Annotated in this window: 13 protein-coding genes and 1 tRNA gene; 9 read left to right on the plus strand and 5 right to left on the minus strand. The window is 49.7% G+C overall.

The genetic code is table 11. From position 1 onward, the window contains the following. Positions 1-63: 63 nt before the first annotated feature. Entirely contained in the window at positions 64-1,527 is a 1,464-nt protein-coding gene (locus LPA26_RS06755; protein WP_229007773.1) for a sensor domain-containing diguanylate cyclase, read from the plus strand. Between the two features lie 40 nt (positions 1,528-1,567). Here the strand turns inward: LPA26_RS06755 and mutM are convergent, their stop codons facing one another. From mutM to LPA26_RS06780, 5 genes are read right to left on the minus strand one after another with little or no spacing between them, the layout of a single operon-like run. Beyond that, a complete protein-coding gene (gene mutM, locus LPA26_RS06760; protein WP_229007774.1) occupies positions 1,568-2,422 on the minus strand; it encodes a bifunctional DNA-formamidopyrimidine glycosylase/DNA-(apurinic or apyrimidinic site) lyase in 855 nt (284 codons plus the stop codon). A 3-nt stretch (positions 2,423-2,425) separates the two neighbouring features. Then, positions 2,426-3,334: a DUF4340 domain-containing protein gene (locus tag LPA26_RS06765; protein WP_229007775.1), complete on the minus strand. Its 909-nt coding sequence runs from the start codon at positions 3,332-3,334 to the stop codon at positions 2,426-2,428. Positions 3,335-3,386: 52 nt separating this feature from the next. Beyond that, positions 3,387-4,772, minus strand: a complete 1,386-nt coding sequence (locus LPA26_RS06770) for a GldG family protein (RefSeq protein WP_055867898.1) — start codon at positions 4,770-4,772, stop codon at positions 3,387-3,389. A 30-nt stretch (positions 4,773-4,802) separates the two neighbouring features. Then, on the minus strand, positions 4,803-5,546 hold the full coding sequence (locus LPA26_RS06775; RefSeq protein WP_055826367.1) for an ABC transporter permease: 744 nt from the start codon (positions 5,544-5,546) through the stop codon (positions 4,803-4,805). A 38-nt stretch (positions 5,547-5,584) separates the two neighbouring features. Then, positions 5,585-6,538, minus strand: a complete 954-nt coding sequence (locus tag LPA26_RS06780; protein WP_055826368.1) for an ATP-binding cassette domain-containing protein — start codon at positions 6,536-6,538, stop codon at positions 5,585-5,587. A 293-nt stretch (positions 6,539-6,831) separates the two neighbouring features. Here LPA26_RS06780 and LPA26_RS06785 point away from each other — a divergent pair, with 293 nt between their 5' ends. From LPA26_RS06785 to pth, 8 genes are all read left to right on the plus strand, one after another. Then, on the plus strand, positions 6,832-8,538 hold the full coding sequence (locus tag LPA26_RS06785) for a tetratricopeptide repeat protein (RefSeq protein WP_229007776.1): 1,707 nt from the start codon (positions 6,832-6,834) through the stop codon (positions 8,536-8,538). A 74-nt stretch (positions 8,539-8,612) separates the two neighbouring features. After that, complete coding sequence (gene lolB / locus LPA26_RS06790) at positions 8,613-9,173, plus strand: lipoprotein insertase outer membrane protein LolB (RefSeq protein ID WP_229007777.1); 561 nt, start codon at positions 8,613-8,615, stop codon at positions 9,171-9,173. Positions 9,174-9,266: 93 nt separating this feature from the next. After that, positions 9,267-10,706, plus strand: a complete 1,440-nt coding sequence (locus LPA26_RS06795) for a carbonic anhydrase (protein WP_229007778.1) — start codon at positions 9,267-9,269, stop codon at positions 10,704-10,706. An 81-nt stretch (positions 10,707-10,787) separates the two neighbouring features. Then, positions 10,788-11,663, plus strand: coding sequence for a 4-(cytidine 5'-diphospho)-2-C-methyl-D-erythritol kinase (ispE, locus tag LPA26_RS06800; RefSeq protein WP_229007779.1), 876 nt, complete (start codon positions 10,788-10,790; stop codon positions 11,661-11,663). Positions 11,664-11,699: 36 nt separating this feature from the next. Continuing rightward, positions 11,700-11,776: transfer RNA gene (locus LPA26_RS06805), tRNA-Gln, on the plus strand. A gap of 125 nt (positions 11,777-11,901) precedes the next feature. Next, positions 11,902-12,837, plus strand: coding sequence for a ribose-phosphate pyrophosphokinase (locus tag LPA26_RS06810; protein WP_055867909.1), 936 nt, complete (start codon positions 11,902-11,904; stop codon positions 12,835-12,837). A 118-nt stretch (positions 12,838-12,955) separates the two neighbouring features. Continuing rightward, complete coding sequence (locus LPA26_RS06815; RefSeq protein WP_055826376.1) at positions 12,956-13,576, plus strand: 50S ribosomal protein L25/general stress protein Ctc; 621 nt, start codon at positions 12,956-12,958, stop codon at positions 13,574-13,576. Between the two features lie 165 nt (positions 13,577-13,741). After that, positions 13,742-14,314: an aminoacyl-tRNA hydrolase gene (gene pth, locus LPA26_RS06820; protein WP_229007780.1), complete on the plus strand. Its 573-nt coding sequence runs from the start codon at positions 13,742-13,744 to the stop codon at positions 14,312-14,314. Positions 14,315-14,349 lie beyond the last annotated feature (35 nt).

Here is a 14,349-nt window from a genome sequence, read left to right on the forward strand (position 1 = left end):
ACAAAACAGGCGGGCATTCATGATAATGCCGGGGCGTTTCAGTAATTTGTAAGCAAGCATTTTATGGTAGTCAACAAACGGTTTTACATCATCATCCTCAGCGTCATTGTGTTGACAGGTTTTCTGGCGACCAGCCTGATTGGTTACTTTGTGGCCAAAGACTCGCTGACCGAGCGCCTGCAGCAGGAAATGCTGCCTCTTACCAGCGACAATATCTACTCGGAAATCCAGCGTGACTTGTTACAGCCACTGCTGATTTCTTCGCTGATGGCTAATGATGTATTTGTGTTTGACTGGGTAAATGGTGGCGAAAAGGATGCCAGCAAGATGACCAGTTACCTGGCCCAGATCCAGAAAAAATATAACACCATCACCGCATTTTTCATCTCCGAAAAATCCAAGCTTTACTATCACCCGTCGGGCGTATTAAAGAAAATTTCGGAAAAACATGAAGATGAAAGCTGGTATTTTGAGGCAAAAAATTCACGTAATCCCTATGTCATCAATATTGATCGCGACACCGCAGACGTACGTCGCTTAAGCATTTTTGTGAATTACCGCATCGAGGACAAATCAGGCAATTTTATCGGCATCATCGGTGTTGGCCTGGCCTTACAATCGGTGGTTGAACTGATAGAAAACTATCAAAAACGCTATGGCCGCGAGATTTACTTCGTGAACCGCCAGGGCGAAATCATGTTGCGAAGCAGCCAGTATCATGCCGAGCTGCATAACGAAAACAAAGCGGCATTGAGCAAGGCATTTGTCAAAATCCTGACTTCTCCAAGCGCGTCATCTTCATTTAAAACCAATAATGGCAGTACGCTTTACCTCAACAGCAGACTGGTGCCCGAGTTTGACTGGCATTTGATTGTCGAACAGGTCAACGATCCGAGCTCTGACCGCATTGAAACTGCCTTTATTATTAATATGGCAGTAGCGCTGGTTATTAGCGTGATTGTATTGTTACTCGCGCATGTGGCGGTGCGTGGTTACCATGAAAGACTGGAATCGATGGCGACACAAGATAAGCTAACCGGTGCCACCAGCCGCCAGGTATTTGAGTTTTACTTTGGTCAGGCTGTTGCGCGCTGCAAACGGCGTGACGAATCACTGTCATTAGTTTTGCTGGATATCGACCTGTTCAAGCTGATAAACGATAACTATGGCCACCAGGCAGGCGATTTAGTACTGACCAGAATTGCCCAGCTGATTAAATCCCATGTACGTGAAGAAGATATTGTTTGCCGCTGGGGTGGTGAAGAATTCCTGCTACTACTGACGAGCTGCAATCTTGAGCGCGCGCGGGGAATTACCGAAATCATCCGGTCAGCAGTCGCTGGTTTGGAATTTCACTTCAACAACCAGGTTGTCAGGGTGACGATTAGTGCCGGGCTGGCAGAAATGCAGCAAAGTGAAGCGTTCGCGCAAGTGGTTGAACGTGCTGACCATCACCTTTATGAAGCCAAACATGCCGGACGCAACTGCATTAAGCCTGATAGTGATACGGATAACGAGACGGCGTGATAAGGCTGGCTTGATGAAGCGTATTTGAAAATCTGGCAGTTTACACAAGTGCACGCGGCTGGCATGTCGCGCAATAAAAAGTAGAGCGCTGGCCCAGGCGTATATTAGCAATCAATTGCCCACACACACGGCAAGGCTGTCCTGTACGGCCGTAGACATAGTAGGTCTGCTGAAAATAGCCAGGGTTGCCATCTGCGCCAAAAAAGTCCCTCAAACTGCTCCCCCCTGCTTCCAGCGCCGCAAGCAATGTTGCCTTGATCTCTGCTGCCAGCAACTGGCATTGTGCTAGCGTCAGACTTCTGGATGGTGTCTCCGGATGAATACGCGCCCGGAACAAAGACTCACTGGCATAGATATTCCCGACGCCGACGACAATATGCGCATCCATAATCGTTGGTTTGATTGCCGCATTACGTGAGCGTAATTGCTGGAACAAATACTCGCCATCAAACGCGGCATCCAGAGGTTCCGGCCCAAGGCTACTGAGTAATGGATGCTCAGATGGTTCTTTATCTAGCCACAAGACGGCACCAAACCGTCTTGGGTCACGCAAGCGAATTACTCGCCCATCTTCAAAGGCAATATCGACGTGATCATGTTTCTCATGCGGGAAGTAGCGCTCCAGCAAACATAACCTGCCCGACATACCCAAATGCAGTAACAATACACCCTGGGAGACCGGCTCCCCAGCATCGCTGATTTCGCCGACTTCCATCAGGATATATTTGGCTCTACGGGTGAGCTGCAATACCCGTTTGCCGTGCAAATACTGTGGCAAATCAGCCGGAATAGGCCATCTCAGGCCATGATGGCGGACAGTGACTTCGCTGATGCGCGCACCCTGCACCGGCAACAAACCCAGGCGGGTGACCTCTACCTCAGGTAATTCTGGCATGCGCTATTTGCTTTTCGGGGCCTGGATATTCACCGGTGGATTGACCATAGTGAAACCAACATCGTTTGGGAAGTGATAAATAATGCCTTCATCGGGACGTGCCAGCAGGTATTCCGGGGATTCCTGGATTTTATCAAAGTGCACTTTTTTGCCATCGCGCAGCAGCACTTCGAAAGACGCGTAAGGTTGTCTGCGATCCGGCGTATACACTTCAACTGAAGTCGCCTGCGCCTGTTTCCAGCTAAAGTCCAGCCACTCATTCATTTCATTCTGGGTAGGCTTGGCCTTGGGGTCGTTCGCAGACCATTTGCCATCAGTTGCCAACTCAATCTTGAGGGCATTTTCTTCCCACTGTTCAAGATGCGCCAGGTCTAGGCCGGCCAGCTGTTTGCGCTCCGCAGGTGATAGCGGTGTTTTATCTATCATTTCAATAGGCTGCGTGGACGCCGCCTCGCTATATTGGCCGGATAGCATATACACATTGCCTGCGTAGCCAACATACTGCTCTTCAGTGACAGGATTATGCGTGCCGAAAATAAATACATGCTCGCCCTGTGCACCTGACAGAGTCACCTTTAACTCCGGCTGATCCAGTCCGTATTTCGCGGCATCCTGCAATGGCAACTTGGTACCGCTGGTCGCAGCAATAATAGACAAGGCCCGCTGGACAGACATCTGGTCAGCACGCGCGGCATATGGCTTGCGCATCATCCAGTAGCCGTCCTGGCGTTCAAAAATGGTTGGCGCCTTGGCAGGGAATTCGATTTTCAGTGACTCGGCATCCGCCATTTTGAGGCTAGACACATCATACTTGGCAGCCAGCGCTTTTTCTTCAGGTTTCAGGTGCAGGAAAACGGCAATGCCAACCACAACTGCCAGCAGCAACAGGTTCAAAATCCATCTTTTTTTCATTGCGACCAACTCCGTGCCGATACGACTTCAATAATTCACAAACTTTACTCAATTATGCTTTACGGCGTTTCCACCACAGGAAAAAGCCTGCGATCAGGATAATGACCGGCAACACATACTGGGTGCCATAGCCGACGACTAATGCCGCAATAGAACCTGAAGGGATATTAATATTGATATCTTTCAAGGGCATGGGTTGGATAGTAATCAAACGGTCATCACCTGCCAGCCAGTTGATGATATTAATACCCAGGTCAAGATTACCGCCATTGGTGATAAACGTATTAGCCAGGAAATTAGCATTGCCAATCACCACCACGCGTTGACCTTTTTTACCAAATTGACGCTCTAAAGCCACACCGATATTAATCGGGCCGGCTTTGTCCTTGCCCTGGTCAAAACGGACTTTAAGGTTTTGCGCACCGGCTGGTATTTTGTCCGATTCCAGCCAGCCGTTCTGGGCCACATCAATCAGGCGCCCTACTTTCCACCCCAGGTCATCAGATGCGTGACCATCGATCTCGTGTGCCTCAGGGAATACGGTGCGCAACATGAAATTACGGGTAATCGGATGATCACCATAGAGGCTGGCGAATGACATTTTAGGGTCCGCGCCATACTGTTCAGCCGTGCGGTCAACCACCATGCCTGCCGAAACCTTGATACCAAGATAATCGGCAACCTCTTGCAAACCATGCAGGTTATCATCATCCAACAACCAGAGCACATTGCCACCGGCTTCAATGTAAGCCTTGATTTTCTTGGCCTCTACCGCACTGACATCTACTTGCGGGGCTGCGATTACCAGCATGGAACCGTTAGCCGGTACATCTTGCGCAATGGTTAAATCAGGATTGGCGAACTTGAAGCCTTTGCTTTCCAGTTGCTTGCCAAACTCGCCCAGGTCATGGTTTTTCTCGCCTTGCAGCAAGCGCTCACCGTGTCCATCCAGGTACATTACCGGCTGGTTATTGGTACGTGACAGGCGTACCAGCAAATTGGTCATCTCCTGCTCGGCGAACGGCGGGTTAATGTGCTCGCTGCGTTTGTTGTATTCAACGATGGTTTCTCCATCCACCTTGACACCGGCTTCTTGCGCCAGTTTTGGCTCTTCGGATGGATTGACGAAATTGATGAACACATTTTTCTTTTCGCGCTGGTAACGGGCCACGAAATCCAGCATACCCTTGCGGAAAGTGTCGCCGTTACTGGCGTCATCCTTGGTCGCATAGACGGTAATATTGATATCACCATCCATCTGCTTGAGCACATTGATACTGCCCTGGGTGAGGATATTACGGTTGGCCTGTGTGATATCTTTTGCCCAACGGTACTGGTTAGATAGATAGCCCAACATGACTATCATGGTTAAAAACACCAGCACGAACATCCAGTTTTGTGCCAATAACTGCAATCTAAATTTACGGTTAATTTTCATAATGCTTTCAAACTTAAAAAACAGTTCCTGTTAACCACGCAGCCGATCAGCATCCAGGCGACGGATGGTCAAAGTTAAAAATGTGATGATGAATAAAATAAAGAAGGCCAGGTCAGCGGTATCGAGCAGCCCATTGGCAAATGACTGGAAATGGGTGGAGAAAGAAAACTGCCCTGCTACATTGGTAGGGTCGTTTGCGAAAAAACGCCCCAGGATCATCAGGATAAACGACACAATAAAACTCAAGATACCGGCAATAATAGGCTGGGAAGTCAGGCTGGAAAAGTAAATCCCCAGTGCACAGAAGCTTCCGGTCAATAATAGCAGTCCCAGGGTGTTCGCAATGATGTATCCAAAGTCTATGTCGGACCACAGATTGAGCGTAGATAGCATCAGGCCTATATACAGGATCAGGCTAGACAGGAATATCATCAGTCCTAGAAATTTACCCACGACGATATCGGTAATGGACAGTGGTGAGCTAAACAGAAACGGTAAAGTTTGGCTACGGCGTTCCTCGGCAATCAGGCGCATGGAAAGTAAAGGCACGGCGAACAGCATGATAAAAGAGGCCGAACCATAGACACTCTGCGATACAGATTGCGTAATACCAAACCGCTCGGCCGGGCGAATGGCGCCAGAGGCGACATCCAGGTAATCAGTCACGCCATTGGCGAAGTAGTTACCAAACATCGCGGCAATCACAGCCAGGATAATCCACCCCATAGGCGAGGCGAACATGCTTTGTAGTTCTTTTCTTGCTATATTCAACATACGTGGTCTTTCAATGTAGACAGTCTTGCAGAATCAGCTTAAGCCGCTTTTGGCAGGTCTGACGAAGTGGCAGAGTCATGATAGGTCAGCTGAACGAATACGTCTTCCAGGCTGGTCTGGTCAGGAGCGATATGATACAGCCCCCAGCCATTTTTAACTGCAGCCTGCACAATAGCTTCGTGCGGCTGGCTACCTTCATGAAAGCGGATGCGCCATAAACCGTCTGCGGCTTCAACCTCTGCGACACCTTCGATGGCAGCTAGCTGCGCAACATCTGGTGACTGACGCAGACCTACCAGCAATTTGTTACCGATACGCTGCTGTTTCAGCACATCAATGCCGCCATTAAACACCAGCTTGCCTTTATCGATAATCTGCACGTGGTCACACACCATTTCCACTTCCGGAAGAATATGCGTAGACACAATCACGCTATGCGCCTGGCCAATTTCTTTAATCAACGCACGGATATCGCGAATCTGGATAGGGTCCAGACCGACAGTCGGTTCGTCCAGAATCACCACCATAGGGTTATGAATAATCGCTTGAGCGATGCCAACGCGTTGTTGATAGCCGTTAGACAGGTTCTCAATCAGGCGCTTGCTCATGTGTGTTAACCCGCAACGCTCCTTGGCATGTTCAACCGCTTTTTTAATGTGTTTGCTGGAAACGTTATGTAGTCGTGCTGCAATAGTCAGGTATTCGTCTACCGTAAACTCTTTGTACAGCGGGCGCATCTCCGGCAAATAACCGATCAATGCCTTGGCTTCCTTGGGACTTTCTATCATATCAATGCCACAGATTTTCACGCTGCCGGCACTAGGTGCAAGGTTGCCGGTCAACATTTTCATCGTGGTGGATTTACCTGCGCCATTCGGGCCGAGAAATCCGAGTACTTGTCCTTGCTGCAAGGTAAAAGTCACGTCACTTACTGCGGCACGACCTCCATAAAGACGGGTCAATTCAATTGCTTCAACTGTCAAATTTGCCATAATTCTTCCACACACCTGCTTACTCAAGACTTTGCCTACTCCGGCACAATGATGCACCGGCAAGCAAATTCCTAGACAAAGTTTTCACCAAAAAGTTATAGTGTCTACATCACGTTTTATCAGTGGCTGAAGACTGATGATAAACGCCAATTACAATTCAGTTACAAATCGCACATTATGGATGAACTTGCAGCAACTGTCACGGACTAAACTAAAACTCAGCGATCACTATTGCCCGCTTCATGACCCTCATTGCAGCCTCCATTACAAGACTTATTAAACAGGAATCAAGTATGCCTCAAACCCGCCGCCCAAAGCTTAAACCAACCTTACTGCGCCGCCCGGCGTTGGCGTTGTGGCTTGCATTATTGGCACCCCCTGTCTGGTCTGCCAGCAGCTCTCCCACGATGACAACACCCACTGCCGAATTTGTATACAAATACCTGCTGGGAGAAGTGGCGGCTCAGCGCGGTGAGTTTGTACTAGCCAGCCAGTTGTTCCTCGATTTAGCGAAACAAACCCGCGACCCATTACTGGCAGAACGTGCCACCCAGGCGGCCACCATCGCACGTGCGCCGCAACTCGCTCTGCCTTCCGCAGAGCTTTGGTCTGAACTGGTGCCGGACTCCATCCCTGCCGCACAAGCCGCCAGCCAGTTATTAATCGCCAACGGTGAACTGAAAAAAGCGGTGCCTAATATCCAGAAAGTACTGGCGGATGAGCGCATACGCCCAAGTGCCTTTATGGAACTGAACAGCCTAATGATGCGCGTGACAGATAAGAACAGTGTGCTGGAAACCATCCAGTTGCTGGCTAAACCTTATCCTAAATTGCCTGAAGCGCATTTTGCCATCTCGCAGGCGGCTTACTTTGCGCGCAATGAAGCCTTGATGGAAAAAGAGCTGAAAGAAGCCTCGAAACTGCGCCCTGGCTGGGAAGCACCGGCACAGATCCGCGGCCAGATGCTGACTGAGAAAGACCCGCAAAAAGGCATCGCCTATTACAGGGAATTCCTGCAATCGCACCCGGAAGCTGACCAGATCAGGCTGGCGCTGGCACGCACGCTGCTTTTACAGAAAAACCCAACCGAAGCAAAAGTAGAGTTCACCAAACTGGTGGAAAGACACCAGAACAATCCGGAAATGAACGTGATTGTTGGCCTGCTGGCGCTGGACGCCAAAGAATATGAATTTGCTGACCGCTATCTGCAGCATGCACTGGAAGTCGGATTCAAGGAACCGAACAAGGTCTACTTCAATCTGGGCCGCTCGGCTGCTGAACAGCATGATGATACCCGCGCGCTACAGTGGTTTGACAAAATTACCGATGGTGAACAGTTCCTGGCCGGGAGATTAGCGGCAGCGGCGATTATTGCCCGTCGCGACGGCATCGATGCCGCGATTGCCATGCTGGATAATGTCAGCGGCCTCACGCCTGAACAACAAACCCTGGTTGTGCAAAACCAGGCTCTGCTACTCAACCAGGCCAAACGCACAGATGAAGCTTATGCCCTGCTGGAAAAGGCAGTGCAAAAATATCCGGATAGTCCTGAGCTTTTGTATGACTATGCGTTGAATGCCGAGCGTGTGGGTAATTTCAAGGTGATGGAAGACACCTTGAGTAAAGTGATCCAAATGAAACCGGATTTCGCGGCTGCTTACAATGCACTTGGATACTCATTTGCTGATCGCAACATCAAGCTGATCGAAGCCAAAGCGCTGATTGAAGCCGCCACCAAGTTGTCACCAGAAGATCATTACATCATGGATAGCCTGGGCTGGGTTTATTACAGATTAGGCGACATGGGTCATGCCGTTGAGCAATTACGCCGTGCTTATGCCATTCAGCAAGATCCTGAAATCGCTGCCCACCTGGCCGAGGTGTTATGGAAGCAAGGCCAGCGTGAAGAAGCCAAGCAAATCCTGGATAAGGCGCTTTCTGCCAATCCGGAAAACGAAGTGCTTGCCTCTACGGCGCAAAAACTTAAATCACCACTGTAATGCCGCTGCTTTTGAAACTGTCTACGCCCCTGGCCTGGGGCAGAATTGTTGCAAGCTGCTGTTTGGCGTTAGCCGTGGCAGCTTGCAGCATCCTGCCAAAACAGCCAGTGAGCCAGACTGCAAGCGCTGCTTCACAGCAACGCATACAAACGCTCGCAGCAGTAAAGCAGTTTTCTTTAGAAGCCAAGCTGGCTGTGCAATACAACGGCAAAGGCTATACCGCAAGGCTGGACTGGCAACATGATGGTCAGGAAGATCACATGCGGATTTTCAGCCCCTTAGGTCAGCAAGTCGCGCTGATTCATCGCACTGCAAATTCCGTCACCCTCACCGACCAGGCGGGCAAACAGCATCAGGCTGGTGATGTTGCCAGCCTGACTGAGCGCTTGCTAGGTTGGAGATTGCCACTGGCAGGCCTAAGCCAGTGGATATTAGGTATTCCGCATAATGCCAGCCCATACCAGGCCAGCTATCTTCCTGGTGGCGAACCTGCTACCTTAACCCAGGATGACTGGCGCATAGAATATGATGACTACCAGACAGCTTCAATAAATGGCGTCACTGCATCGTTGCCATACACCACCCGCTTGCAACAGCAGGATGTGCGGCTGAAACTGGTGATTCAGCATTGGTAATAAATCTGTATTAAAAACAGCCGACCATCACAACCTGCGGTAAAGGCTGCGTTTTTAACTAAAGATTCATCCCCAGCTGTCGATAATGGCACTATGAGCCGTTATCAGTTTTCAATCATTTACTATCGCTTTTGGCTAGCCTCCGGCCTGCTAATCCTCGCCTGCTTACCGTCTATGGATTGCCAGGCTGCGCAATGGCTGTCGATCAAGAAAACAGATCTCAACCAACTGATGGTTGACAAGCAATCATTGGTAGAAGAAAAAAATTACATCAAAGCCTGGGTAAAAGTGGATTACCGCCAGCCGCAAAAAAATGTGGAGTCGGTAGACCGTGTTTACAATCACGCCAAAGCACTATGGTATTTTGATTGTGCCAAGCGTAAAGCTGCCACTATCCAGGTATTTCAATATGACCAGGGTGAGCTGGTCTATTCAGCCGGTACTACACTCAAGCAAGCCGATTTTATTGAGCCACTGCCTGACTCCGAAGTGGAAATTACGCAGCAATATGCCTGCAAATGGCAAGCCAAGGAAAAGCAGCGCGCCGAAGCCATCGCCAATCGTGCGGCCAACCCTATCAAGCCAGCTGTTGCTAACGATAAAGATAAACCCGCTTCTCCAAATAGTGTAGCCGAGCCTGCGACACCAGCTGCAGAGGCCGCACCTGCGGAGAAAAACAGCGCTGCCCCTAAACCGGCAGCAGAAAAACCTGCGCCTGCCAAAGATGAGCCAGCCAAAAAAGCTGAGCAAGCGCCTGCAACAGAGCAAACCAAAGCATCGGAAAAAGACAAGAACAAAGCCGCCAAGCAAGACAAATCTGCCCAACAAGGCAAAGAGGAAAAACAGGATAAAGATAAAGAAGATAAGTCCTGGGCCTATAGTGGTCCGCACGGTCCTGATAAATGGGGCAGCTTAAACCCTGATTTTGCGGTATGTAATGCCGGTAGCCAGCAATCTCCGATTAACGTGGATAACACCATCACCGCAGCGTTGAAGCCGATCAAACGCTTGCAAAAGTTTCCGCTGAAGAATATTGCCCTAAAAGACCACAGCCTGATTCTGGATGCGGGTAGCGGTAATATGATGGTGCTGGATCAGAAGCCTTACCAGTTGAAATATATCAGCGTGCATGCGCCTTCCGAGCACCAGACTAAAGAAAAGTCTTATGCGGCAGAATTGCAAATGGTGCATGAAGATAAGGCCGGCCATCGCGTGATTATTGCCGTCATGCTGGAAGAAGGCACTGCGAATAGCACGCTGGAAACGTTGATCAGCAGCATTCCTAAGGAAAAAGGACAAAGCAAATCTCTGGCGATCAGGGTCACACCGGCAGAGTTGATGCCGACCAAACCGGCTTACTACCGCTACACCGGCTCATTGACCTCCCCGCCTTGTACCGAAGGTGTGCAATGGATCATCATGAAGGAAGCTTTAAAAATATCCAAAGCACAGCTGACCAGATTGCAACAGGCGATTGGCGAACCAAATTTGCGTCCTATCCAGGACAGCCAGGGCCGCATGATTCTGGAATAAGGCCAGGACTTCAAAGTTAGCCTCGTTCCAGAATCAATATGCATGTGCCTTTAATTGAGGCACATGCTTTACAATACGCGCATGGATTCTTCGTTATATTTCGCGCCGTGCAAGCTCAACCTGTTTCTACATATCACTGGTCGCCGTGCCGATGGCTACCATGCCCTGCAAAGCATTTTCCTGCTGCTAGACCATGGCGATGACTTACGCATTGGTGTACGGACTGACGGCCAAATCGTGCACCAAAACCCGCTCGCCGGCGTGCCGCCGGAAAAAGACCTCGCCGTTCGTGCTGCCCATGCTTTACAGACTGCCAGCGGTTGCCAGTTTGGCGCGGATATCCATTGCACTAAACGCATCCCTATGGGAGGTGGCCTTGGCGGCGGCAGCTCAGATGCCGCTACCACCCTGCTGGCCCTTAACCAATTATGGCAACTGAATTACTCGCGTGAGCAGCTGATGCAGATTGGCTTAAACCTGGGTGCCGATGTGCCGGTATTTATTTTTGGCCAAACTGCCTGGGCAGAAGGTGTTGGCGAACAACTTTCGGCAGTCACTTTAACCGCTGAAATGCAGGAAAAATACTATGTGGTGATTACCCCGCAAATTCAGGTTCCAACGGCTGAAATATTTGCGCATCAAGCATTGACAAGAGATTCAAAACCATTGAGAATAGCGGACTTTTCAAACGGCGCTAATTCCAGCGCGTTCTGGCAGCAAGCCAGAAACGATATGGAACCAGTTGTTTGTGCACTCTATCCTGAAGTTAACAATACGTTGGCCTGGTTAAAACAATACGGCGATGCTCGTATGAGTGGCTCCGGTGCTTCAGTATTTGTGGCGGTAGACAGTGCAAAAAAAGCAGATGAATTGATTGCAAACAGACCAGAAAACACTTCTGGTTTTTGGGCAAAAGGGTTAAAATACCATCCGCTTTTCAGCTCGGCAAAAGATTAAATTGCCGGCAGTAAAAGTGATAGTAGAAAAGTTTCTTGGGGAGTCGCCAAGCTGGTTAAGGCACCGGATTTTGATTCCGGCATGCGAAGGTTCGAATCCTTCCTCCTCAGCCAAATATAAAGCGTGTAGATTTAACAATTTACACGCTTATTTTTTTGCAGGTTTCTGCCTCCGGCAGGAATTCGGGTTTTAAGACATCGTTTTCGCTGAAAAGGGTACAACGTTGAGTAACGCCAACATGATGGTTTTTACCGGCAATGCCAATCCGGTACTGGCACAAGAAGTTGCCACGCATTTGGGCATTGAATTAGGGCGCGCTGATGTTGGCCGGTTTTCGGATGGCGAAATCATGCTGGAGCTGCTGGAAAACGTGCGCGGCCGTGATGTATTTGTGCTGCAATCCACCAGTTATCCAACCAATGACAGCCTGATGGAAGTCATGGTCATGGTAGATGCATTGCGTCGCTCGTCCGCTGGCCGTATTACCGCAGCGATTCCCTACCTTGGCTATTCTCGCCAGGACAGACGCCCGCGCTCTGCCCGTGTTGCGATTACGGCCAAAGTGGTGGCAAACATGCTGACCAGCGTCGGTGTAAACCGTTTGCTGACCATGGATTTGCACTCCGACCAGATTCAGGGTTTCTTTGATATTCCGGTCGACAATATTTATGCAACGCCGATTTTGCTGGATGACCTGGCCCTGCAAGGTTATGAAAACCTGGTGGTCGTTTCACCGGATGTTGGTGGTGTAGTGCGTGCACGCGCCGCTGCAAAACAATTGAATGCTGACCTGGCAATTATTGACAAGCGTCGCCCAAAAGCGAACGTTGCCAAGGTCATGAACATTATTGGTGAGGTTGAAGGCCGCACCTGCGTCATCATGGATGATATGGTGGATACCGCAAATACCCTGTGCGAAGCCGCAGCAGCGCTGAAAAATCAGGGTGCGGTGAAAGTGGTGGCTTATGCTACTCACCCGGTACTGTCAGGCGGCGCCGGCGAGCGCATACTGAATTCGGAGCTGGATGAGTTGGTCGTGACCAATACCATTGCGCTAAACGACAATGCTCGGGCCTGTAGAAAGATCCGCCAACTGAGTGCGGCAACCTTGCTGGCTGAAACCATCAAGCGCATCAGCCAGGAAGAATCCGTTTCTTCGCTGTTTATGGACTGAATGTCATAAACAGTTAAGGCTAGGATTAAAGAATAAGTTTTACACCACCAGCTGGTCGCGGCGGGTGGATTTTAGTGTAGTACCACCATTTTTCATGGTGTTTTTAGGAGTTTTCCACATGAGTATCGAAATTAAAGCCGTCAAACGTGACGTTAAAGGTACGGGTGCGAGCCGCCGTCTACGTCGCGCTGGCAATGTGCCAGGTGTAGTGTATGGTGGTGAAAAGCCAGCCATCTCTATCGAGTTTGATCATAAAGAACTGTTTATGCAGTTCCGCCACGAAGCTTTCCACGCTTCTATCCTGAGCCTGGTTCTGGATGGCAAAACAGAAAGCGTGTTACTGCGTGACTATCAACTGCACCCGGTGCGCAATACGATTCAGCACATCGACTTTCAACGTGTGTCTGCTTCAGAAAAAATCCACGTTAAAGTGCCTTTCCACTTCATCAATGAAGATGTAGCACCAGGCGTTAAACTGGGTGGCGGTAATATCTCGCACATCCAGACTGAAGCTGATATCAGTTGCCTGGCTAAAGACCTGCCAGAGTTTATTGAAATCGACCTGGGCAACCTGGAAACAGGCCATTCAGTACACTTGTCTGAAGTCAAACTGCCTAAAGGCGTTGAGTTCGTACAACTTGCCCATGGTGATGACGCAGCGATTGCAACGCTCTTGAAACCACGCGGTGGTGAAGAAGAAGTGGCTGCTGAAGAAGAGGCACCACCAGCAGCTGAATAATCATCGGCCACGCCGGCGATTTAACGCTAAAATAAACGCGCACAGTTTTGTGCGCGTTTTTTTATGGCGACAGGTTATTAGATTGAATTTCCACTTGAAATATATAGGCTAATTTTATTGCAGCCACTCTTAAAGCTGTGCGCTTTTAATCATTAAAGACAACTCATGAGCGGGATCAAATTAATTGTAGGCCTGGGTAACCCGGGTGAAAAGTACACCATGACCCGGCACAACGCCGGCTTCTGGCTGGTAGATCTTCTGGCGCAGCAATCTGGCAGCCGTTTATCGCCTGAAGCCAAACTGTTTGGCATCGCAGGAAAATGGTCGCCGCATGCTGACAAATGGCTTCTAAAACCCACAACGTTTATGAATGCCAGCGGGAAATCGGTCGCTGCACTCGCCAATTACTACAAAATATTACCTGCCGAAATCCTGGTGGTGCATGATGAGCTGGATTTACTACCCGGTCAGGCAAAACTGAAGTTCGGCGGCGGCCATGGCGGCCACAATGGCCTGCGGGATATTCATGCAGCATTAAACACGCCTGAGTATTGGCGCTTGCGCATAGGCATAGGTCACCCAGGCAACAAAGCCGAAGTGGTTAATTTTGTATTGAAAGCGGCCAGTAAAGACGAGCAGCAGGCCATCGATGACAGCATCATTAAAGCCACTACCGTGACTGATCTATTGGCACAAGGCCAGTTTGAAAAGGCCATGCTGCAACTGCATAGCAAATAGCAAAGCCACTATCAGCGGTGCGCTGAATGACTTCA

The organism is Methylophilus sp. Leaf408 (genome assembly GCF_916856905.1).
Classification (GTDB): Bacteria; Pseudomonadota; Gammaproteobacteria; order Burkholderiales; family Methylophilaceae; genus Methylophilus.